The organism is Amycolatopsis sp. NPDC104775, from assembly GCF_055583325.1.
Window position 1 is genome coordinate 143,854 of sequence record NZ_JBVJOE010000009.1, and the last position, 20,463, is coordinate 164,316.

General features: G+C 68.3%; 21 protein-coding genes and 3 tRNA genes. 3 read left to right on the forward strand and 21 right to left on the reverse strand.

Annotation, left to right across the window (positions count from 1 at the left end; all coding sequences use genetic code 11):
• From ACZ63D_RS33315 to rplJ, 9 genes are all read right to left on the reverse strand, one after another.
• A complete protein-coding gene (locus tag ACZ63D_RS33315) occupies nucleotides 1-1,182 on the reverse strand; it encodes an MCE family protein (RefSeq protein ID WP_465358293.1) in 1,182 nt (393 codons plus the stop codon).
• Nucleotides 1,179-2,165 carry an MCE family protein gene (locus ACZ63D_RS33320; protein ID WP_465358294.1) on the reverse strand — a complete coding sequence of 329 codons (987 nt, stop codon included), beginning with the start codon at nucleotides 2,163-2,165 and terminating at the stop codon, nucleotides 1,179-1,181. Before ACZ63D_RS33320 ends, ACZ63D_RS33315 begins: the two co-directional genes overlap by 4 nt.
• On the reverse strand, nucleotides 2,162-3,190 hold the full coding sequence (locus tag ACZ63D_RS33325) for an MCE family protein (RefSeq protein ID WP_465358295.1): 1,029 nt from the start codon (nucleotides 3,188-3,190) through the stop codon (nucleotides 2,162-2,164). Before ACZ63D_RS33325 ends, ACZ63D_RS33320 begins: the two co-directional genes overlap by 4 nt.
• Nucleotides 3,187-4,518, reverse strand: coding sequence for an MCE family protein (locus ACZ63D_RS33330; protein ID WP_465358296.1), 1,332 nt, complete (start codon nucleotides 4,516-4,518; stop codon nucleotides 3,187-3,189). Before ACZ63D_RS33330 ends, ACZ63D_RS33325 begins: the two co-directional genes overlap by 4 nt.
• Nucleotides 4,515-5,351 (reverse strand): MlaE family ABC transporter permease, encoded by an 837-nt coding sequence (locus tag ACZ63D_RS33335; RefSeq protein ID WP_465358297.1) that lies wholly within the window; start codon nucleotides 5,349-5,351, stop codon nucleotides 4,515-4,517. The genes ACZ63D_RS33330 and ACZ63D_RS33335 overlap by 4 nt, the downstream gene beginning before the upstream one ends.
• 2 nt (nucleotides 5,352-5,353) lie before the next feature.
• Nucleotides 5,354-6,106 (reverse strand): MlaE family ABC transporter permease, encoded by a 753-nt coding sequence (locus ACZ63D_RS33340; protein WP_051165981.1) that lies wholly within the window; start codon nucleotides 6,104-6,106, stop codon nucleotides 5,354-5,356.
• Between the two features lie 32 nt (nucleotides 6,107-6,138).
• Nucleotides 6,139-7,317 (reverse strand): ABC transporter ATP-binding protein, encoded by a 1,179-nt coding sequence (locus ACZ63D_RS33345; RefSeq protein WP_465358298.1) that lies wholly within the window; start codon nucleotides 7,315-7,317, stop codon nucleotides 6,139-6,141.
• Between the two features lie 455 nt (nucleotides 7,318-7,772).
• Nucleotides 7,773-8,159 carry a 50S ribosomal protein L7/L12 gene (gene rplL, locus ACZ63D_RS33350; RefSeq protein WP_465358299.1) on the reverse strand — a complete coding sequence of 129 codons (387 nt, stop codon included), beginning with the start codon at nucleotides 8,157-8,159 and terminating at the stop codon, nucleotides 7,773-7,775.
• A gap of 48 nt (nucleotides 8,160-8,207) precedes the next feature.
• Complete coding sequence (gene rplJ / locus ACZ63D_RS33355) at nucleotides 8,208-8,762, reverse strand: 50S ribosomal protein L10 (RefSeq protein ID WP_465358300.1); 555 nt, start codon at nucleotides 8,760-8,762, stop codon at nucleotides 8,208-8,210.
• 320 nt (nucleotides 8,763-9,082) lie between these two features.
• Here rplJ and ACZ63D_RS33360 point away from each other — a divergent pair, with 320 nt between their 5' ends.
• On the forward strand, nucleotides 9,083-10,081 hold the full coding sequence (locus ACZ63D_RS33360; RefSeq protein ID WP_465358301.1) for a hypothetical protein: 999 nt from the start codon (nucleotides 9,083-9,085) through the stop codon (nucleotides 10,079-10,081).
• Nucleotides 10,082-10,084: 3 nt separating this feature from the next.
• On the opposite strand, the gene ACZ63D_RS33365 is transcribed toward ACZ63D_RS33360, so the two are convergent.
• The 6 genes from ACZ63D_RS33365 to ACZ63D_RS33390 form a co-directional block, all read right to left on the reverse strand.
• A complete protein-coding gene (locus ACZ63D_RS33365; protein ID WP_465358302.1) occupies nucleotides 10,085-10,894 on the reverse strand; it encodes an alpha/beta fold hydrolase in 810 nt (269 codons plus the stop codon).
• A 69-nt stretch (nucleotides 10,895-10,963) separates the two neighbouring features.
• Entirely contained in the window at nucleotides 10,964-11,683 is a 720-nt protein-coding gene (gene rplA / locus ACZ63D_RS33370) for a 50S ribosomal protein L1 (RefSeq protein ID WP_465358303.1), read from the reverse strand.
• Between the two features lie 100 nt (nucleotides 11,684-11,783).
• The gene (gene rplK, locus ACZ63D_RS33375; protein ID WP_037360170.1) at nucleotides 11,784-12,215 is read right to left on the reverse strand and encodes a 50S ribosomal protein L11; all 432 of its coding nucleotides are present in this window, start codon (nucleotides 12,213-12,215) and stop codon (nucleotides 11,784-11,786) included.
• 82 nt (nucleotides 12,216-12,297) lie between these two features.
• Complete coding sequence (nusG, locus tag ACZ63D_RS33380; protein ID WP_465358304.1) at nucleotides 12,298-13,128, reverse strand: transcription termination/antitermination protein NusG; 831 nt, start codon at nucleotides 13,126-13,128, stop codon at nucleotides 12,298-12,300.
• Between the two features lie 74 nt (nucleotides 13,129-13,202).
• Nucleotides 13,203-13,637: a preprotein translocase subunit SecE gene (secE, locus tag ACZ63D_RS33385; protein WP_465358305.1), complete on the reverse strand. Its 435-nt coding sequence runs from the start codon at nucleotides 13,635-13,637 to the stop codon at nucleotides 13,203-13,205.
• 32 nt (nucleotides 13,638-13,669) lie between these two features.
• A tRNA-Trp gene (locus tag ACZ63D_RS33390) sits at nucleotides 13,670-13,742 on the reverse strand.
• 435 nt (nucleotides 13,743-14,177) lie between these two features.
• On the opposite strand from ACZ63D_RS33390, the gene ACZ63D_RS33395 reads away from it, so the two are divergent.
• Entirely contained in the window at nucleotides 14,178-15,080 is a 903-nt protein-coding gene (locus ACZ63D_RS33395; protein WP_465358306.1) for a TIGR03619 family F420-dependent LLM class oxidoreductase, read from the forward strand.
• 80 nt (nucleotides 15,081-15,160) lie between these two features.
• Nucleotides 15,161-16,039, forward strand: coding sequence for an SGNH/GDSL hydrolase family protein (locus ACZ63D_RS33400; protein WP_465358307.1), 879 nt, complete (start codon nucleotides 15,161-15,163; stop codon nucleotides 16,037-16,039).
• A 112-nt stretch (nucleotides 16,040-16,151) separates the two neighbouring features.
• Here ACZ63D_RS33400 and ACZ63D_RS33405 read toward each other — a convergent pair whose 3' ends face one another.
• The 6 genes from ACZ63D_RS33405 to ACZ63D_RS33430 all read right to left on the reverse strand — a co-directional run bounded on the left by ACZ63D_RS33405 (nucleotide 16,152) and on the right by ACZ63D_RS33430 (nucleotide 20,342).
• Entirely contained in the window at nucleotides 16,152-16,550 is a 399-nt protein-coding gene (locus ACZ63D_RS33405) for a MaoC family dehydratase (RefSeq protein WP_465358308.1), read from the reverse strand.
• Entirely contained in the window at nucleotides 16,547-16,996 is a 450-nt protein-coding gene (locus tag ACZ63D_RS33410; protein WP_409183520.1) for a MaoC family dehydratase N-terminal domain-containing protein, read from the reverse strand. Before ACZ63D_RS33410 ends, ACZ63D_RS33405 begins: the two co-directional genes overlap by 4 nt.
• A gap of 134 nt (nucleotides 16,997-17,130) precedes the next feature.
• Complete coding sequence (gene rpmG, locus ACZ63D_RS33415) at nucleotides 17,131-17,295, reverse strand: 50S ribosomal protein L33 (RefSeq protein WP_005152047.1); 165 nt, start codon at nucleotides 17,293-17,295, stop codon at nucleotides 17,131-17,133.
• Nucleotides 17,296-17,344: 49 nt separating this feature from the next.
• Nucleotides 17,345-17,417 (reverse strand) — tRNA-Met (locus tag ACZ63D_RS33420).
• A gap of 150 nt (nucleotides 17,418-17,567) precedes the next feature.
• Nucleotides 17,568-17,640: transfer RNA gene (locus tag ACZ63D_RS33425), tRNA-Thr, on the reverse strand.
• A gap of 80 nt (nucleotides 17,641-17,720) precedes the next feature.
• Nucleotides 17,721-20,342: a putative bifunctional diguanylate cyclase/phosphodiesterase gene (locus ACZ63D_RS33430; RefSeq protein ID WP_465358309.1), complete on the reverse strand. Its 2,622-nt coding sequence runs from the start codon at nucleotides 20,340-20,342 to the stop codon at nucleotides 17,721-17,723.
• Between the last annotated feature and the right edge of the window lie 121 nt (nucleotides 20,343-20,463).

The window sequence follows — 20,463 nt, forward strand, 5'->3', positions numbered from 1 at the left end:
TCAGCTCCCCTGCGTCCCGTAGACCTGGCCCTGCAGCGGGAGCGGCAGCGGCGGCAGCTGGCCGTTCTGCATCGCCTGGAGGACCTGCGCGGTGGACGGCAGCGGAACCACGCCGTCGACCACCTTGGCGATGCCGTCGCAGGCGTTGCCGAGCAGCTGTTTGGTCACCGAGGTCTGCTTGAGCAGGCTGCAGACCATCACCAGCGGCGGGGCGGTCAGCTCGTTGAGGTTCGGCCGCGCGTCGAGCGTGCCGGACGAGCCGTTGTAGACGCCGACGATGTTGGACAGCGCGACCGGCGCGACGTCGAGGATCTCGGCGAGCGAGCTGCGCTGGTCCACCAGCACCTTGGTCACGCTGGCCAGTTTGTCCACATTGGACTTCAACCGGCCGCGGTTGCGTTCGATGAAGCCCTGCACCGACTGCAGCGTGGTGCCGAGCTGCTGCACGGTCTGGGCGAGATTGTCCTTCTCCCCGGCCAGGAATCCGCTCACGTCGGCGAGCTGGCTCTCGAACTGGCGCACCTGGCCGTCGCTGTTGGCGAGCGACTGGGAGAACTTGCCGAGGTTCTGCACCGTCTGGAAGAGGTCGTCCTTGTTGCCCGCCAGCGTTCCGGACGCCTGCCCGAGCTTGGTGATCGTGTCGTGCAGCGCCTTGCCGTTGCCGTCGAGGTTGTTCGCGGCGGTGTTCAGCAGGTCCGACAGCGAGCCGTTCTTGTTGGCCCCGTTCGGCCCCAGCGTCTCGCTGACCTTCGCCAGGCTGGCCGCGAGCTGGTCGACCTCCAGCGGCACCTCGGTGCGGTCGAGACCGATCGTCGCGCCGTCGGAGATCCGCGGGCCGCCGGTGTATGCCGGGGCGAGCTGGATGTAGCGGTCGCTGACCAGCGACGGGGCCACGATCAGCGCCTTCGCGTCGGCGGGCACCGCGACCGAGCGGTCGTATTCGAGGTCGACCCGGACCTGGTTGCCCATCGGCTGGATCTTGGTCACCGTGCCCATGTCCACGCCGAGCATCCGGACGCTGTTGCCCTCGTAAAGGCCGACGGCGCCGGAGAAGTACGCGGTCAGATGGTTGCGGCCGGCGTCCTTGAGGGTCCACCAGAGCGCGCCCGCGACCACGAGCGCGAGCACGATCGCGACCGTCATGCCGCGCATGAGCGACTGGCCGAAGCGGGTGTCGGTCATTTGGAGTTGCACCCCTCCGGATTGAGCGGGCCGACCGAGGGAAGCACCAGGCCGCAGATGTAGTTGTCGAACCAGTGCCCGGTGCCGATCGTGTTGTTGAAGACCCGGATGAACGGCGCGAACTTCTGGATCCCCTGTGCCAGCGAGTCCTGGTTGCGCTGCAGCATCGAGGTGAGCTGGTCGAGCTGGGTGAGCACCGGGTTCAGCTGGCCGTCGTTGTCGTCGACCAAGCCCTGCAGCTGTGCCGAAAGCTGCTTCGAACCGTCGAGCAGTGTCTTGATCGCCTGCTCGCGCTTGCCGATCTCGTCCAGCAGCTGGTTGCCGTCGGTGATCAATTTCTGCACCTCGGCGTCGCGGTCGACGAGGGTCTGCGACACCTGGCGCGTGTTGGCCAGCAGGTTCGCCAGCTGCGAATCGCGCTTGGCGATCGTGTCCGACAGCTTCGAAAGCCCGGACAGCGCGCCCTTCACGTCCTGCGGGGTGTTCGAGAACGTCTGGGTGATCGCCTCGAAGCTCTTCGACAGCTGGTTCGTGTCGATCGCGTCGACCGTCTGCGAGAGGCCGCGGAACGCGTCGAGCACGTCGTACGGCGACATCGTGCGGTCGCGCGGAATCGGCGAACCGGGGTCGAGCGTGCCGTTGCCCTGCGGGTCGAGCGCGAGGTACTTCTGGCCCAGCAGCGTCTTGATCTTGATCGCCGCCGTGGTCTTGTCGCCCATCCAGGCGTCCTTGACCTTGAACGACACCTTGACGCTCGCGCCGTCCAGCTTGATGTCGGACACCTTGCCGACCTTCACGCCGGCGATCCGCACGTCGTTGTCCTTCTGCAGCCCGGCCGCTTCGGAGAAGTCCGCGCTGTAGGTGGTGCCGCCGCCGATCACCGGCAGGTCCTCGGAGTTCATCGCGGCGACGAGGCCGAGCGCCATGACCGCGATGCCGACCAGCGCGATCGGGATCGGGTTGCGTTTCTGGAAGGACTTCATCCCTTGCACCTGTCCCGGTTCGTCGGCAAGAGCGTGAAGTTCGTGTTCGGCAGCAGCGGCGGCGCGCCGACCGTCCCCGTCATCTCGCACGCGTAGAAGTTGAACCACGAGCCGTAGTCGGCGGTGCGGGTGAGCGCGCTGACCTTCTTCGGCATGAACTGGATGAAGTGCTCGACGAGCGGTTCGTTCTGGTTCAGGTTCGTGGTGAGCTTGCCAAGAGCGGCGATGTCGTCCTTCAACGGCTGCCGCGCGTCGGTCAGCAGGCCCGCGGTCGTGTTGGCCAGGTTGCCCAGCCCCTCGATCGCGTCGCCGATCGGCTTGCGGTCCGCGGCGAGGCCGGAGACCAGCTGCTGCAGCTTCACGATCAGGTCGTTGAGCTGCGGGGTGTGCTGGTTGACCGTGTCGAGGACCGAGTTGAGGTTGTCGATGACCTGGCCGATCACCTGGTCCTTGTTGGCGATCGTGGTCGCCAGCGAGGCGGTGTGCGACAGCAGGCTTTCCACCGTGCCGCCCTCGCCCTGCAGCACCTGGATGACCTCGTACGACAGCTTGTTCACGTCGGCCGGGTTCAGCGCGGTGAACAGCGGCTTGAAGCCGTTGAACAGCTCGGTCAGGTCCAGTGCGGGCGTGGTGCGCTCGAGCGGGATGGTGTCGCCCGGTTTGAGCGTCGCGCCGCTGGTGTCGTCGCCCTCGCCGAGCGAGACGTAGCGCTGGCCGACCAGGTTGCGGAACTTGATCTGCGCGGTGACCCCGGCCGGCAGCTTGCGCCCGGAGTCGACCTCGAAGTCCACCTGCGCCTGGCGCTTGTCGACGATCTTGACGTCCTTGACCTGGCCGACGCGAACGCCCGCGATGCGCACGTCGTCGTTCGGCAGCAGGAGCGTGGCGTCGGTGAACCGCGCGGAGTAGGCGCTGGTGCTGGTGGTGTTGATGTTCGCGATGCTGATGCCCAGCACCGTCGTGAACAGCACCGTGACGACCACGAAGATCGACAGCTTGATCAGCGGTGCGGCGAGTCCCCTCACTTGACCGTCACCTCCGTGCCCCGGTAGAGCGGGCCGACGAGCAGCGAGCCCCAGCCCGGGAACTGGCTCTGCGAAATCCCCATCTCCGGGCTGACCAGCGCGGCGAGGAAGTTGTTCTCGGCCGCGGTGTTGACCGGGTTGCCACCCGAAGCGCCGCCGCCGTTCAGCCCGGCCGCGTCCGCCTTGAAGTTGGCCGGGTTCAGGCCCTCGCCGACGGTCTTCGGGGCCGCGCCCTGTTTGGTGCCGTCCTTGAACGGGCCGTCCGGCGGCTGCTGCGGGAACGGGTCCGGCGCGGGGTTGAGGTCGTAGCAGCGCGGACCGCGTTTGTCCTCGAACCGCGGTTCCTCGCCCGGCTTGTACGGCCCGCGGTTCACCACGATCTCGATGGTGGCGTTGAGGCCGGGCTTGCCGTTGAACTTGCCCAGCGCCGCGTCCGCGGCCGGGACGACCTTCGCCATCTGCTTCATCACGCACGGGTATTCCGGCGCGTATTTGGCGAGCAGTTCAGCGGTCGGGCGCGCGGTGTTGGCGAGGCTGATCAGGTTCTGCGAGTTCGCTTCCAGGAACGACTGCAGGTCTTGCGACGCCGTGGTGAGGTTGCCGTAGAGGCTCGACAGGTTCGCCTGCTCGGCCACCACGGTGCGCGTGGTCGTGCTCAGGTTGTCCAAGCTCTGCACCAGATCCGGGGTCGCGTTGCTCAGATGCCCGGAGAACTCCGCGAGCGCCTTCAGGTTGTGCTGCAGTTCCGGCTCGTGCGGGTTCAGGTCGCCGATGTACTGGCCGAGCTGCGACAGCGTTTCGCCGAGCGGTTTGCCGCGGCCCTGCAGCGCGGTCGAGATCGCGCTGAGCGTGCTGGACAGCTTCTGCGGCTGCACCGCCTGCAGCACCGGCATCAGGTGCTCGAGCGCCTGCTCCAGCTCGATCGCGCTCGACGTGCGGTCCTGCGTGATCACGTCGCCCTGGGAAAGCGTCTTGGCCGACGGGTCCTTCGGAATCTCCAGCGACACGTAGCGTTCGCCGAACAACGTCTTGGGCAGGAATCGCGCGGACACGTTCTGCGGAATCAGCTTCACCGACTCCGGGTCCATCGCCAGCGTCAGTTCCGCGCCGTTTTCGGTGGCCTTGATGTCCTCCACCGAACCGACGATCAAGCCGCGGACCTTCACGTCGGACTGCTTGAGCAATTGGTTGCCGATGTGGCCCGCGTCGAGCTTCACCGTGACGAACTTGCTGAACGCCTTGTCGTACATCGCGATGCTGAGCGCGATCCCGCCGACGAGCACCGCCACCAGCAGCAGGCCGAGCAACCTGCGCCGTAGTGTGGTCATCCCGCAATCCTCACCGTGACGTCGGTTCCCCAAATCGCGAAACCGATGAAGAAATTCACGACCGAAACCGTGACGATGGAAAGCCGCACCGCGCGGCCGACGGCCACGCCCACCCCGGCGGGCCCGCCGCTGGCCCGGTACCCGAAGTAGCAGTGCGAAAGAATGATCAAAACACTGAAGATCAGCACCTTGATGAACGAATAGAGCACGTCTTGCGGTGGTAGGAACAGGTCGAAGTAATGGTCGTAGGTACCCGCGGATTGTCCGTAGATATAGATAACGACCAGCCGCGAGGCGAGGTACGAGCTCAGCAGGCCGATCACGTACAGCGGGATCACGGCCACGAATCCGGCGATGATCCGCGTGGTCACCAGGTACGGAAGGCTCGGCACGCCCATCACTTCGAGCGCGTCGATCTCCTCGGAGATCCGCATCGCGCCGAGCTGCGCGGTGAAGCCCGCGCCGACCGTCGCCGACAGCGCGAGCCCCGCCACCAGCGGCGCGATCTCGCGGGTGTTGAAGAACGCGGTGAGGAAGCCGGTGAACGCCGAGGTGCCGATCGAGTTCAGCGCCGAGTAGCCCTGGAGGCCGACGAGGACACCGGTGAACAGCGTCAGGCCGACCATCACGCCGACCGTGCCGCCGATGACCGCGAGCGAGCCGGAGCCGAAGCTCACCTCGGCCAGCAGCCGCAGCACTTCCTTGGTGTAGCGGCGCAGCGTGCGCGGCGTCCACAGCAGGGCCCGGCCGTAGAACGACATCTGGTCGCCGAGCGTGTCCAGGGTGTCCAGCGGCCGGTGGGCGATCCGCTTCGCGCCCGAGAGGAACGTCATGGTCAGTCCAGCTTTCCGGGCACGAGCTGCAGGTAGATCAGCGTGATCACGAAGTTCACCACGAACAGCAGCAGGAACGTGATGACCACCGACTGGTTCACCGCGTCGCCGACGCCCTTCGGGCCGCCGCTCGGGTGCAGGCCGCGATAAGCCGCCACGACCGCGGCGATGAAGCCGAAGATCAGCGCCTTGATCTCGCCGACCCAGAGGTCGGGCAGCTGCGCGAGCGCGGAGAAGCTGGACAGGTACGCACCCGGGGTGCCGCCCTGGAGCACGACGTTGAAGAAGTAGCCGCCGAGCACGCCGATGACGCTGACCATGCCGTTGAGCAGGAGCGCGACGAGCATCATGGCGAGCGTGCGGGGCACGATCAGGCGCTGGACCGCGGAGACGCCCAGCACCTCCATCGCGTCGATCTCCTCGCGGATGGTCCGCGCGCCGATATCGGCACAGACCGCGCTTCCGCCCGCACCGGCCACCAGCAGCGCGGTGACCAGGGGGCTGGCCTGCTGCACGGTCGCCAGCACCGAACCGGCACCGGTGTAGGACTGCGCGCCGAGCTGGCGGGCGAGCGCGCCGAACTGCAGCGAGATGACCGCGCCGAACGGGATCGCGACGAGCGCGGTCGGCAGGATCGTCACGCTCGCGACGAACCAGGCCTGCTGGATGAACTCGCGGAACTGGAACGGGCGCTGGAAGATGCCGCGGATGATGTCGAGGCCGAGCGCGAACAGGTTCCCGGTCTCCCGCAGCATTCCGTAGCCGGGGATCTTGGCCGTGCTGGTGGTCACGCGCCACCCTGCCCGTGCCGGGGCGACCGGCGGTCCGCGCCCGGAATGCGCGCGACCTGGTCGGCGGGAAGCTGTCCCTGGTGCTGGCTGGGCACCGGGCCCGGGCCGCTGACCGGGGGCAGCTGCTGGGTGGCCTCGGGGCCGTGCTGGTGGTGGAACGCGCCGGGGTTGGGCCGCACGTTGTAGTACCGCTGCTGCTCCGGCGTCAGGGATTCGATGATCCCCTCCTGCGCGCTCGGCGGGAGCGTGTGCAGGATCCGCATGACGCGGTCCATCCGCCGCTTCGCCCCGGCCCGCTCCGGAACGCCCGGGCTGACCTGCATCTGCGGCACGACGCCGCGCACGTCCTCGTTGAGCACGTCGCCGTGCCCGGCGGCGGCCTCGGCCTGCTCGCGGGCCATCTGGGCGCTGTCCTTTTCCTCGGACATGCCGATCGGGCCGAGCTTGCGGCCGTTGAGGAACTGCTCGACGACCGGCTCGTCGCTGGTCAGCAGCACCTCGCGCGGGCCGAACATGACGAGTTCCTTGCGGAACAGCATGCCGAGGTTGTCCGGCACCGTGCGGGCGAGGTTGATGTTGTGCGACACGATCAGGAACGTCGCGTCGATCTGGGCGTTGACGTCCAGGAAGAGCTGCGAGATGTAGGTCGTGCGGACCGGGTCGAGACCGGAGTCCGGCTCGTCGACCAGGATGATCTCCGGGTCGAGCACGAGGGCGCGGGCGAGACCGGCGCGCTTGCGCATACCGCCGGAGATCTCGCCGGGGAGCTTCTTGTCCGCACCGGCCAGACCGGTGATCTCGAGCTTCTCGAGCACGATCCGGCGGATCTCGGTCTCCGACTTCTTCGTGTGCTCCCGCAGCGGGAAGGCCACGTTGTCGAAGAGGTTCATCGAGCCGAACAGCGCGCCGTCCTGGAACAGGACGCCGAAGAGCTTCCGGATCTCGTACAGCTTGTGCTCGGAGCAGGTGACGATGTCGACGCCGTTGATGACGCAGCGTCCGCGGTCCGGCTTGAGCAGGCCGATCATCGACTTCAGGAACACGGACTTGCCGGTTCCGGACGGGCCGAGCATCGCCGAGACCTCGCCGGGAGGCAGGGTCAGCGTCACGTCCCGCCAGATGGTCTGCTTTCCGAAGGACTTCGTCAGACCTTCGATGACCACCTCGGCACCCATCGCACCTCCAGGAGCTGTTCCGCGTCGTCGCGCACCGCCGCCCCGTTACCCGCCGGCGACGGCGGAGCTCGCGCGGCGAACTCCGCTTCAACCAGGTGCAACGAGCTGAGCGCGAACAGGTTACTCACCAGTTTTGTTCTCTGGCCAGCCCCCGTGCCCGCCTGACGCACCGGGCATCCAGTACGGCGACCGCTGGCAGCACGGTAGTGCACGTCACGTTCGGGCGCAGATCCAGATGGCCCACCGCCGCTCACCCTGACGGGTTAACCGGCGGAAACGCGGCAAACAGGGGGTGACCCGGCCCCGGTGGACGACCAGTTTGTCCGCCTGAACGAGAGCTCTCACGAGCCGCTCCGGCGACTGTGCGTTTTTTGTTCCGGACAGCAAAAGGGGCGGGCACCCGTGCCGGGTGTCCGCCCCTTTCGAGGGTGGTGCAGGCGCTCACGCGCCCGGGATCACTTGATGGTGATCTTGGCGCCAGCGGCCTCGAGCTTCTCCTTGGCGGCCTCGGCGGCCTCCTTGTCGACCTTCTCCAGCAGCGCCTTCGGAGCGGCCTCGACCAGCTCCTTGGCCTCCTTCAGGCCCAGACCGGAGACGACCTCGCGGACGACCTTGATGACCTGGATCTTCTTGTCGCCGGCCGAGTCGAGGATGACGTCGAACTCGTCCTGCTCCGCGGCGGCCTCGGCGGGCGCGGCGCCCGGGGCAGCGGCGACGACGGCGGCCGGGGCGGCGGCGGTGACGTCGAAGACCTCTTCGAATTCCTTCACGAACTCGGACAGCTCAAGAAGGGTCAGCTCCTTGAAGGCGTCGATCAGCTCGGCGGTGCTCAGCTTCGCCATGATGGCTTCCTCTCAGAAAAACGAACGAGACGTTCGGGGTGGGGTGGTTCAGCTCTCGGCGGGTGCTTCGGCTGCTTCGGTACCGGTGGCGTTGCGCTGCTTCTCCTCCAGCGCGGCGGCCAGGCGGGCAACCTGAGACGCCGGCGCCTGGAACAGCGCGGCGGCCTGGGAAAGCTTCGCCTTGAACGCGCCCGCCGCCTTGGAGAGCAGCACCTCGCGGCTGTCGAGATCGGCGATCTTGGTGATCTCGTCCACGGACAGCGCTTTGCCGTCCATGTAGCCGCCCTTGATGACAAGCGCGTTGTTTTCCTTCGCGAAGTCGCGAAGCGCCTTCGCGGCGTCGACTGCCTCGCCCTGCACGAAGGCGATCGCGGTCGGACCGACGAACAGGTCCTCGATCCCCTGGAGGCCAGCGTCCTCAGCGGCACGCTTGACGAGGGTGTTCTTCGCGACCCGGTACTTGGCACTGGTGCCGAGAGCGCGGCGCAGCTGGGACAGCTGAGTCACGGAGAGGCCGGTGTACTCGGTAACGACGGTGGCCGAGCTGCTGCGGAAACTCTCCGCGATCTCGGCGACGGCCGCCACCTTGTCGGGCTTCGCCATGGTCGCCTCCTCTCTTGGCTAGTGTCACCACTGGCTTCGGCGGAGGCGCCCCTGAACGACAAAAACGCCCACGCGCAGGCAGACGCGGGGCGTTGCCCAGCCGTGAAGACTGGGGCTAAGGCCTCGTTCCTCCTGCGCAGGCCGTCCGCCGTACTGCGGAACCTTCGCTCCCCGGAGATCCGGAGAGAACCAGCGGTCTTTGGTAGAACCGTCGACCAGCATACGGGAGGGTTTCCCGGCCTTCGCGGGCGCCCCCTGGCTGAGCTGCGAGAACCGGGTCAGTCTCGGGAAATCGCGGTGGAGCGGGCATCATTGGTGACGTGGCGGAACAGCGTGATCACGGAAAGCCGGAAGAAACCCCCTCTCCCGGCTCGACCACTCCGAGCCCGGGTGGGTCTTCGGAACAGCCGCCCGCACTGCCGCAGCCCGGCGGGGCCGAGGTCGCTCCGCGCACACCTCCGAATCTCCCGCAGCCGAACGCATCAGCGGAGCCGCAGCTGGATCCCGAGCAGCTGCGCCAGTTCCAGGAATTCCAGCGGTTCCAGGAGTACCTGCGGTTCACCCAGTCCCAGCAGGGCGCCGAACCGGCACCCCCTCCGGACGCGGGCTTGGTCCCGGCGGGCAACCGCCAGCCGCAACCGCTCGCCGGTGGGCAACCGCCAGCCCCGCCGAACCAGCCGGGCGCGCTGACCGCGTACGAGGAACCACCGCGCGACCGCCGCCCGGTGCCGCGCTGGGTGAAGCGCCTCGGCGGGAAAATCCTGGGCTGGGTGATCGCCCTGGTCATCCTCGGCATCCTGATCAACTGGGGCTATCACCAGATCTTCCCCAGCAACGACGGCAAAACCTCAGCCGAGATCGCCGCCGAGGGCGGCGGGACCTATCACACGAACCAGATCCTCACGACGGCCTCGCCGTACGAATCGGTCCGCCGCGTCTACGACGGGATCGCGCAGCACGGCCCCGGGCAGAAGAGCATGGTCGACCACGTCTGCGGGCTCTTCGACCAGGCCACGCAACTGAAATTCGCGACGGACCTCGGCTTCACCGACTGCGCCGCCGCGGTACAAGGCCTGCACGACCGGCTCGACCGCGCGCCCGGCTCGGTCGACGCCTACGCCGAGTCGATCTCGAAGCGTTCCGGATGGCCGCCGGGCGAGGACGTGGTGATCAAGTCGTGCGACTTCGCCATCACCGGAGGCCCCGCGCTCGGCGACTTCACCGTCAAGCAGGTCGAAAAAGGACAGTGGCTGATCTCCGGCCACCAACGCGGTCCGGAGAAGTGCCCGCCGCCGACGGCGACCTCCACCCCGGGCTGACCGTCACGCAGGCGAGCTGATCGGCAACCGGGTCTCCCCCGTGTCCGAATACGCGAAGAAGTCCACCAAAGCCGCCGCGAACGCCGGGTGTGCCACCGCTTCCATGTGGTTCCCCGGCACCCGCACCAGCCGCGCGCCGGCGATCCCCGCGGCGAGACGTTCCGGCTGGGTGGCCAGCTCGTCCGACTCCCCGGCCAGGATCAGCGTCGCCGCCGAAAGGTTCGTCAGCCGCATCGGCCCGTGCGGGGTCGCGTGCATGACCGCGGCCAGTGCTTCGACGTCCGCGCCCGCGCGGCGGGCCAGCCTGCGGAACGGGCGGGCCGCCGGGGGCACCTGCGACCGGTCTTCGGCCAGCAGGCCGTCCGCGATCTGGCTCCGGTTGATCACCCGGGCGTCCACCCCGCCGAAGTCCACGATCCCGGCGCCGACCCCACCGACCGCGAGGCAGCGGACTCGTCGGTCACGCGTAGCCACCAGCAGAGACACGATCGCGCCCATCGAGTAGCCCGCCAGGCAGACCTCGTCCAGGCCGAGTTCGTCGAACAGCGCGGTCAGGTCGGCGGCCATGATGTCCTCGCCGTAGGCCGCCGGGTCGTGCGGTTTCTCTGACGCGCCGTGTCCGCGCGCGTCCAGCGCGATTACCGTGAACCCGGCCTTGACCAGCGCGTCCACCACTCCGGGATTCACCCAGTTCACCTGGGAATCGGCGGCGAAACCGTGGTGCAGCACGACGGGCCGCCGGTGCCGTCCGTCGCCCTCCCAGACCGTGTAGCTCAGCTGGAGCCCATCGGGGGCGAGGAACGTCGTTGGCATACGTCCATGAGACACGAAAAAAGGGTGGTCACGCACGAAGCGTGACCACCCTTTCGCGTGATGTGCGACTCAGACCGCCGCTTCCTCGGAAAGGAGGTTGCGGGTCCGCGCCGGGTCGACCGGGATGCCCGGGCCCATCGTCGTGGTGAAGGTGACCTTCTTGACGTAGCGGCCCTTCGCCGACGACGGCTTGGCGCGCAGGATCTCGTCCAGCGCGGCCGCGTAGTTCTCCACCAGCTTCTCGGTGTCGAACGACGCCTTGCCGATCACCAAGTGCAGGTTCGCCTGCTTGTCGACGCGGAAGTTGATCTTGCCGCCCTTGATGTCCTTCACGGCCTTCTCGACCGCGGGGGTCACCGTGCCGGTCTTCGGGTTCGGCATGAGGCCGCGCGGGCCGAGGATGCGGGCGATGCGGCCCACCTTGGCCATCTGGTCCGGCGTCGCGATCGCGGCGTCGAAGTCGAGCCAGCCACCCTGGATGCGCTCGATCAGTTCGTCGGTGCCGACCGCGTCCGCGCCGGCGGCTTCGGCCTCAGCGGCCTTGTCGCCGACGGCGAAAACGATGACGCGGGCGGTCTTACCGGTGCCGTGCGGCAGGTTCACGGTGCCGCGGACCATCTGGTCGGCCTTGCGCGGGTCGACCCCGAGACGCATCGCGACCTCGACGGTCGCGTCCATCTTCGTCTTGGAGGTCTCCTTCGCCAGCTTCGCGGCCTCGAGCGGCGCGTACAGCCGCGCCTTGTCGATCAGCTCCGCGGCCTGGCGGTAGGCCTTGCTGTGCTTGGTCATGCTTCTGTCCTTAGTAAGTCAATGGATCAGTGTGGTGTTGCAGAGCCAGCACCTGGCTCTCCCACTCGTGCTCAACTGCCGCGACCGCGTCGCGGCGGCATTACTCGACCGTGATGCCCATCGAACGGGCAGTGCCGGCGATGATCTTCGCGGCCTGGTCGATGTCGTGCGCGTTGAGGTCGGTCTCCTTGGTCTTCGCGATCTCGCGGACCTGGTCCCAGGTGACCTTGGCGACCTTGGTCTTGTGCGGCTCGCCGGAGCCCTTCTCCACGCCCGCGGCCTTGAGCAGCAGCTTGGCGGCCGGCGGCGTCTTCAGCTTGAAGTCGAACGACCGGTCTTCGTACACGGAGATCTCGACCGGGACGACGTCCCCGCGCTGCGACTCGGTCGCGGCGTTGTAGGCCTTGCAGAACTCCATGATGTTGACGCCGTGCTGACCCAGCGCCGGGCCGACCGGCGGCGCGGGGTTGGCCGCACCCGCCTTGATCTGCAGCTTGATGATCGCCGCAAGCTTCTTCTTCTTGGGTGGCATTACCTTGTGTCCTTCTTAACTGACGTGAGTCCCCCGCACACCTGCCAGTACGCGGGGACTGCCGACCGGGATGGCCCGGCCGTCAGATCTTGGAGACCTGGCTGAACGAGAGCTCGACCGGGGTCTCCCGGCCGAAGATCGACACCAGGACCTTGAGCTTCTGCCCGTCGACGTTGACCTCGGAGATCGTGGCGGGCAGCGTGGCGAACGGGCCGTCCATGACGGTGACCGACTCGCCGACCTCGAAGTCGACCTCGACGGTGGGCGCGCCGGACGTGGCGGCCGCGGCGGACTCGCCGCCCTTGGCTGCCTTGGCCGGGGCTTCCTTCTCGACCTGCGGGGCGAGGAATTTCAGCACCTCGTCCACGGTCAGCGGCGACGGCCGCGAGGTGGCTCCCACGAACCCGGTGACGCCGGGGGTGTTGCGCACCGCGCTCCACGACTGGTCGTTGAGGTCCATCCGGACCAGGATGTAGCCGGGCAGCACCTTGCGCTGCACCTGCTTGCGCTGGCCGTTCTTGATCTCGGTGACCTCTTCGGTCGGGACCTCGATCTGGAAGATGTAGTCCTCGACGTCCAGAGTCTGGGTACGCGTCTCGAGGTTGGTCTTGACCTTGTTCTCGTAACCGGCGTACGAGTGCACGACGTACCACTCGCCCGGCGCGGCCTTGAGCTCGGCGCGCAGCGCGGCGACCGGGTCGTCCGCCTCGGGGGCGGGCTCGGTCACGTCGGCGTCTTCGCCAGCGTCGTCGGCGTCAGCGTCGGCGGAGGCTTCTTCGGCGGCGACCTCGTCCTCGGCGACGGGCACCTCGACGGGCTCGGCGGATTCCTCGTCGCCGGGCGCCGCCAGCGCCTGCTCGTCGGAAAGCTCGGTCAGGTCGCGACCGGCTTCGGTGCCGTTGTCGGAGGTCACGTTCCGTCCTCTCAGTTGATCGCTTGCCAGGCCGGACCGGGGCCCGGCCAGCGCGGTGGCGCGCCCTGCGGGCGTCAGCCGAAGACCAGCCCGACCAGCTCCTTGAAGCCGAGATCGAGGCCGCTCACGAGGGCCACCATGAACACCACGAACACCAGCACGACCGCGGTGTAGGTGACCATCTGCTTGCGGTTGGGCCAGATGACCTTGCGCAGTTCGGCCCAGACCTCGCGGATGAACCGCGTGAACCGGGCGAACACCGAGGCCTTCTTGGGCTTCCGGTCCCGTTTGGGGGTAGGCGCGCCCTTGGCGTCGGCGGGCTTCGCGACCTTGTCGCCCGCCTTGCCGGACGGACGGGTCGAGCCCGGCCGTGCCTCGGACTTGCCTGCCGGCCGAGCGGAAGCGCGGCGTTCGCGCCGAGCCGCGGCGGACACCGGGCGGGATTCGACTCCGGGCTGCTTGCCCGAATCGTCCTGCTCGTGCTCGCCGCTGGCGTCGCTGTCGCTCACGACCACTCCTCCGCTCCACCAGTTCCCGTACGCAGGGGTGACAGGACTTGAACCTGCAACCTGCGGTTTTGGAGACCGCTGCTCTGCCAATTGAGCTACACCCCTGTGGAGCCGGGTCACCCTGGCTCCGGAGGACGCATTCCATCATCCCCACCATCCGGCGGGGATGACCGTAGTGCGTTCCGAGTTCCGAAGTCTACGGCAAGCCGGATGTTGCCTTGCAACCCAGCCCCCTCGACGGCTCCGGGACGCCTCCGCGAAGCCCGCGGAGGAGCGTTCCGGCCCCTTCGGACCGCACCCCCGGAACACGCGGCGAAGATCACCCGATCGTGCCAATATAGGCTCGTGCTCCGAAATCCGATTAATCGCAAAGCCGTCGGCGACCGCCGCCTCGCCCGGCTTCGCGACCGCTCCGAATTCCCGGCACGGCAAGCGAAATCACATTCGCTCGCGCGGATTTTCCCGCCAGGCAGCCAAGACCGCCGTGGCGGAAGATGATCTTCGTTGATCCACAAGCGAAACTATGCTCAAGGAGACTCGGTGACCGCGTTACAACTAGGGCTCGCTCTGCCGCAGTACGGCAAGCTCGCCGACCCCTCCGCCATCGCCGGGTTCGCCACCGAAGCCGAGCGGATGGGCTTCGCTTCGCTGTGGGTCGGCGACCGGGTGCTGACCCCGGTCGCCCCGAAAACCTATTACCCGGCGGGTACGCCCGAACGGCCGTACCCGCCGGAGTTCGTCCGCTTCGTCGATCCGCTGCTGGCGCTCACCATCGCCGCGAACTCGACGGAGACCGCGCGGCTGGGGTCGAGCACCCTCAGCGGCCCGCTCTACTCCCCGGTGCTGCTGGCTCGCTCCCTGACCTCGCTGGACCTGCTGTCCGGCGGACGGCTCGACGTCGGCCTCGGGCTCAGCTGGCTGCGCGACGAGTACACCGCCGCGGGCGTGCCGTGGGAGCACCGCGGCGCGCGGCTGGCCGAACTGGTCACGGTGCTGCGGACGCTCTGGACCGCGGACCCGGCCGGGCACCGAAGCGAGCGCTGGGACATCCCGGACTCCCTGATCGGCCTGCGTCCGCTGCAGCGGCCCGGCCCGCCGGTGCTGCTGGGCGGGGCGTCGGACGCGGCGCTGCGGCGCGTCGGCCGGATCGCCGACGGCTGGCTGCCCGCCGGTCTCCCGATCCCGATGCTGCGGCAGAAGTGGGCGGTGGTCGTCGAATCCGCGGAGAAGGCGGGCCGGGATCCGGAGTCGCTGCGCCGGGTGCTGCGGATCAATCCGACGCCGGGGTCGGGCACGGCGACCATCGGGGACGTCGCGGCTCTGCTGGCGGCCGCCGAGGCCGACGGCATCACCGAAGCGCTGGTCGATTTGCACTATGTGGCCGAAACCGTCCCGCACGCGCTGGAACTGGCCGGCGAACTGCACGCCGCTGTCTTCGCGTGATCACCCGTAAGCGGGTCGTCCGCGAGGGTCCGGACCGGTAGAACGGTCCCGTGGGGGCAAACAAAAGCGGTGGATGCGGGTTGCTCGTCCTCGTTGTCGTGGGGGCGCTGCTGGGCGTGGGTTACTACAAGTCGAAGCACGACTCGTCGTCCGCGCCGCCGTCCGGAGCGGACACCGGCGGCGGAAGCGGCCGGTACGTCGCGCTCGGCGACTCGTACACGTCGGCTCCGCGCACGGGAAAACAGGCGGGAACACCGGCTGGGTGCGCGCGCTCGGCCAATAACTATCCGCACTTGGTGTCGGCGAAGCTGAAGCCCGCGAAGTTCGTCGACGTCAGCTGCAGCGGCGCGACGACGGAGGATTTGACCGACGCCCAGTCGACTCGCAACGGCGAGAATCCGCCGCAGTTCGACTCGGTCACCGCGGACACGACGCTCGTCACCCTGGGCATCGGCGGCAACGATGTGGGCTTCATCTCACTGGCGCAGACCTGCGTGACCGCCCACGAGAGCGCCTCGCCGTGCAAGGACCGGCTCACCGCGGGCGGCAAGGACGAACTGGCCGACCGGATCAGCGAGACCGCGAAGAAGGTCGGCACCGCGCTCGACCAGATCCACAAGAAGGCCCCGAAGGCGCGGGTGGTGGTCGTCGGCTATCCCACGGTCCTCCCGGACGGCAACGGCTGCTGGCCGGTCCTGCCGCTGGGCGCTGGCGACGTGGCGTATCTGCGGGACTCGCTCGGCAAGCTCAACGACGCCCTGTCCGATCAGGCCAAATCGCACGACGCCGGGTTCGCGGATACCGCTGAGCCGAGCAAAGGCCACGACGTGTGCGCGAATTCGGACGTCAAGTGGGTCGAGGGCGTGGTGCCGACGTCGTCGGCCGCGGCCCTGCATCCGAACGCTCGGGGCGAGGCCGGGATGGCTGGCGTGGTGGAGTCGGTGCTGGGGGTGCACTGAGACGGCCTCCATGCGGCATTGGGTACGCCGCACGCATCCAATGTGGCGGTCGGTGCGTCGCATGCACCCAACGCCACATTGGGGCGCTCTGCGGCTCAGCGAGGCCGGTCGCTCACGGGCGGACGAGAGCCTGCGGTTTGCCCAGCACGGTTTTGCCTTCGAACTTCACCGTCAGGTCGATCCGGGCGAGTCCCTCGTCGGTCAGTGCCCCGACCTTGCCGGTCACCTCGACCAGCGCGCCCTCGTCGTTGTCCGGGACCACGACCGGGCGGGTGAAGCGCGTGCTGAAGTCCACGAGGCGGGCCGGGTCGCCGAGCCAGTCGGTGACGATGCGGCCGGACAGGGCCATCGTGAGCATGCCGTGCGCGATCACGTCGGGGAGTCCGACCTTGGTCGCGAAGTGCTCGTTCCAGTGGATCGGGTTGAAATCGAGCGAGGCCCCGGCGTAGCGGACCAGCTGCGCGCGGGTGATGCGGACCTCCAGCGGAGGCAGTTCGTCGCCGACGTTCACGCTTCCGCCCCCCGAACCACGAGCTGCGCCCGCGTCGTGCACACGAGTTTGCCGTCCGCGTCGGTGATTTCCGCGCGGAGGTTGATGAAGTCGTTGCCCGCCCTCGCCATGATCGACTCGATGGTGGCCGAGATTTCCAGCTCGTCGCCGGCGTGGACCGGGCGTTCGTAGCGGAATCCCTGGTCGCCGTGGACCATCCGGGAGTAGTCGAGCCCGAGCGCGGGGTCGGACACGATGCCGTTGATCTTCGGCAGGTTCAGGATGGTGAGGAAGGTGGGCGGCGCGAGCACGTCCGGGTGGCCGGCCGCGCGGGCCGCCTCCGGGTCCCGGTACACCGGGTTCGGGTCCTCGATCGCGTCGGCGAACTCGCGGATCTTCTCCCGGCTCACGAAGTACTTGCTGTCCGACGGGTACTCCCGCCCGGTGAACGACTGGTCCAAAGGCACGCGAAGAGGCTAACTGAACACCGGCGCCGTCCCGCGCGGGTGCCAGAACTGGCCAGTAGCTGAAAGAGAAGCGAAAAAGCCGCCCCGGCGAGTGCCGGGACGGCTTTTGCGAAGCTGGTAAAAGACCGCCTGCGTCAGCGGGTCTCTTTGTGAGTCCGGTGCGTACCGCAGTTCGGGCAGAACTTCTTCATCTCCAGGCGATCCGGGTTGTTGCGCCGGTTCTTCTTGGTGATGTAGTTGCGGTGCTTGCACTCCTCGCACGCCAGCGTGATCTTGGGTCGCACGTCGGTGGCAGCCACAGCGTTTCCTTCTCTCTCAGATCCGGGGGCCAGCCCCGTCGTTACCGCGTAGCGGTGGCCGGACTTGAACCGGCGACACAGCGATTATGAGCCGCTTGCTCTGCCAACTGAGCTACACCGCCCTACGTGACGGCCAACCCCAACCCGGCCGAAACGCTCCGGGGGTCCAGGGGGCTAGCCCCCTGGCGGGGGTCTGGGGGTTCGACCCCCAGATGGACGCCGCGAAGCGAGCCACGTCTGCGTTTTCCGCAGACATAGCTCGCCTACTCGCGAGCCCCTTTACGGAATCGAACCGTAGACCTTCTCCTTACCATGGAGACGCTCTGCCGACTGAGCTAAAGGGGCCTTGCCTCTCGCGAGGACTTGGAAAGATTAGCAACCCGTCCGGAGTACCCGTGCAACCGGGGTCGGTTAACCGCAAAACCTCAGGTCAGCAGGGTCAGCACGGTCTCCGAGTGCCGCCCCGGCGACCGCGCCGTGCGGGCCTGCAGCCACGCCTCCAGCCGGTCCTCCGGCAGCGGCCGCGAGATCAGGTAGCCCTGGGCGACGTCACATCCCATCGCCTCGAGCTGATCGCGCGCCACGTCCTCCTCGACGCCTTCCGCCACGACCGTCAGGCCCAGCGAGTGCCCGAGCTCGACGATCGACCGCACCACCGCGAGGTCGCCGAGATCCGTGCCCATGCCGAGCACGAAGCTCTTGTCGATCTTGACCTGGTCCACCGGCAACTGCCGCAGGTACGCGAGCGACGAGTAGCCGGTGCCGAAGTCGTCGACCGCGAGCACGATGCCCAGCGAATGCAGCTCGCGCAGGATCGGCAGCGCCTTCTGCGGGTCGGACATCACGCCGGACTCGGTCAGCTCGAAGGTCAGCAGTTCCGGCGGCACGTCGAAGCGTTCCAGTTCGCGCTGGACCTTCGCCGGGAAGTCGTCATCGGACAGGTTCCGCACCGACAGGTTCACCGCCGCGGAGATCCGCAGGCCCTCGTCGAGCCACTTGCGCACGCGTTTGAGCGATTCCTCCAGCACGAACGACGTCAGGACGCCGATCAGGCCGGCCGCTTCGATCGCGGGCACGAACTCGTCCGGACCGAGCCTGCCGAACTCCGGGTGCACCCAGCGCACGAGCGCCTCGACGCCTTGCACCTGCCGGTTCGGCAGCGTCACCTTCGGCTGGTAGTGCACGGAGACGTGACCGTCTTCCAGCGATTGCCGGAACTGCGTGACCATCTGGAACCGGCGCAGGAAGATCTGTCCCATGCTCGGCACGTAGCCGCGCACTTCCTCGCCGCCGCGGGTGGCGCGGACGGCGACGTCGGCACGCTGCAGCAGGCCGTCGACATCGACCTCGCCGGCGTCGTCCACGGAGCTGGCGTAGCCGATCATCGCGTTGGCTTCGACGGAAAGCCGGTCCACCGGGTACGGCTCGGACAGTTGCACGCGAAGCCGTTCGGCGGCGCGATGGGCCTCCTCGACCGTGCAGTCCACGAGCAGCGCGGCGAAGGACGCGCCTTCGAGCCGGGCGAGTGGTACGTCCGGGCCGAGTGCGCCGCGGATGCGGGTGCCCGCGGCGACGACCATCCGGTCCGCCCACGAGTAGCCGAGCGCGTCGCTGACCGTCGAGAAGACGTCGAGGTCGATCCGCAGCACCACGACCTCCGCCGATTCGCGCAGCGGATCCCGCGAGACCTGCTGGAATCCCGGCCGGTTCAGGTGCCCGGTGAGCGGGTCGTGGTAGGCGTCGTGGCGGAGCGTGGCGAGCAGCCGCCGGTTGTCCAGGGACGTCGCGAGGTGGCTGGCCATCGTGCCGAGCAGCTGGACGTCGTACTTGCCGAAGCCTCGCCAGCGCGACAGCCGGTCGTGCGCTTCGACGACGCCGAGCAGCTGGTTCGCACTGCGCAGCGGCACGACGAGCGCCTCCTGCGCGCTGCGTTCCAGCAGCGCCGCGCGGACGTCCGGGTTGGCCTCGGTGATGCGGAAATGCCGGACGTGCGCGCCGGGCAGCCGCAGCAGCGGGTCGTCGTGCGCCGGGTCGGCGGGCGGCAGTTCGTTGCCCGCGACCACGACGCGCATCGGGTCGTCGGCCTCTAGCCGCAGCCGGAGCACGACGCGTCCGGCGGACAGCTGGTCCTTGATCCGCTCGGCGATCGTGGCCCATTCGCGCACGTCGACGCCGCCCACCAGTTCCTCGCCGCGGCTCGCTGGGCGAGCGGCGGCCTGCTGGCCGGACCGGGCGACCATCAGGCTGACGTCGGACAGCGCTTCCATGTCCCGCTGTTCGCGAAGCAGGTCGGAATACGCCCAGTACAGCGCGGTCAGGCCGAGGAACACCGCCAGCACCAGCGGCCAGGCCTGCGGGGTGCTCGCGATGACGAGGTAGCCGGTGAGGCCGACCGAGGCGTTGACGAAGCCGACCACGAGGATGCGGCCGGTCAGCCGGATCGCGGTGCTCACGCGCATCCGGCGGCGCAGCACGCGCACGGCGGCCAGTGCGAGCAGCGTGCTGACCAGCGGAGCGGTGAGCGTGCCGGCGAGCGCGGCGACCCACGGCATGGTCGGCCCGCCGCCCATGGCCAGGTGCACGAGCCCGGCGACGGCGAACGCGCCGGTGATTTCGAGCAGGAACGCGCCCGCGTTGTAGAGGACGCGGCCGGCGACCTTGCGGGCCAGCAGCGTGCCGATGCCCGCCACGAGATGCGCGGCGAGCACCACTTCGAACGGAGCGACGAAGAAACCGATTACCAGCGGAATCTCGGTGAATGAGATGGTCCACGAAATCCCGCTGCGGACGTCGACGTTGATGCCGAGCTGTTCGGCGAGCAGGAACGCGACCGCGAGCACCGGGCCGATCCACCAGAGCTTCGCCGAGCCGTGGAACGGCAGCCAGGCGCCGACCGCGAGGGCCGCGAGCAGGCCGAGACCCAGTACGAAGAAGGTGTAGACGCGGAAGCGGCTCTCGTCCGTGCGGCCTTCGGCCGGTGCGGAGCCAGCACCTCCCGGGCCCATCGCCTCCGGAGCGGTACCGGGATGGGCGTTGCTGTCCGGCATCCGACCTTCCTTCCCGGCTGCCCGGTCGCGCTCGTCCGTGACGTCAGGTGTGGGCGAGGGCGCCACCTTACCCCGTAGGGCGTACCGACGTCCCTTTCGAGACAGTAGGAGATCACCCCAG

Bases quoted from the DNA above. Each gene is read 5' to 3' on its own strand.
- ACZ63D_RS33315 (WP_465358293.1), bottom strand. From the start codon at position 1,182: ATGACCGACACCCGCTTCGGCCAGTCGCTCATGCGCGGCATGACGGTC.
- ACZ63D_RS33320 (WP_465358294.1), bottom strand. From the start codon at position 2,165: ATGAAGTCCTTCCAGAAACGCAACCCGATCCCGATCGCGCTGGTCGGC.
- ACZ63D_RS33330 (WP_465358296.1), bottom strand. From the start codon at position 4,518: ATGACCACACTACGGCGCAGGTTGCTCGGCCTGCTGCTGGTGGCGGTG.
- ACZ63D_RS33335 (WP_465358297.1), bottom strand. From the start codon at position 5,351: ATGACGTTCCTCTCGGGCGCGAAGCGGATCGCCCACCGGCCGCTGGAC.
- ACZ63D_RS33340 (WP_051165981.1), bottom strand. From the start codon at position 6,106: ATGCTGCGGGAGACCGGGAACCTGTTCGCGCTCGGCCTCGACATCATC.
- ACZ63D_RS33345 (WP_465358298.1), bottom strand. From the start codon at position 7,317: ATGGGTGCCGAGGTGGTCATCGAAGGTCTGACGAAGTCCTTCGGAAAG.
- rplL (WP_465358299.1), bottom strand. From the start codon at position 8,159: ATGGCGAAGCTGAGCACCGCCGAGCTGATCGACGCCTTCAAGGAGCTG.
- rplJ (WP_465358300.1), bottom strand. From the start codon at position 8,762: ATGGCGAAGCCCGACAAGGTGGCGGCCGTCGCCGAGATCGCGGAGAGT.
- ACZ63D_RS33365 (WP_465358302.1), bottom strand. From the start codon at position 10,894: ATGCCAACGACGTTCCTCGCCCCCGATGGGCTCCAGCTGAGCTACACG.
- rplA (WP_465358303.1), bottom strand. From the start codon at position 11,683: ATGACCAAGCACAGCAAGGCCTACCGCCAGGCCGCGGAGCTGATCGAC.
- rplK (WP_037360170.1), bottom strand. From the start codon at position 12,215: ATGCCACCCAAGAAGAAGAAGCTTGCGGCGATCATCAAGCTGCAGATC.
- ACZ63D_RS33430 (WP_465358309.1), bottom strand. From the start codon at position 20,342: ATGCCGGACAGCAACGCCCATCCCGGTACCGCTCCGGAGGCGATGGGC.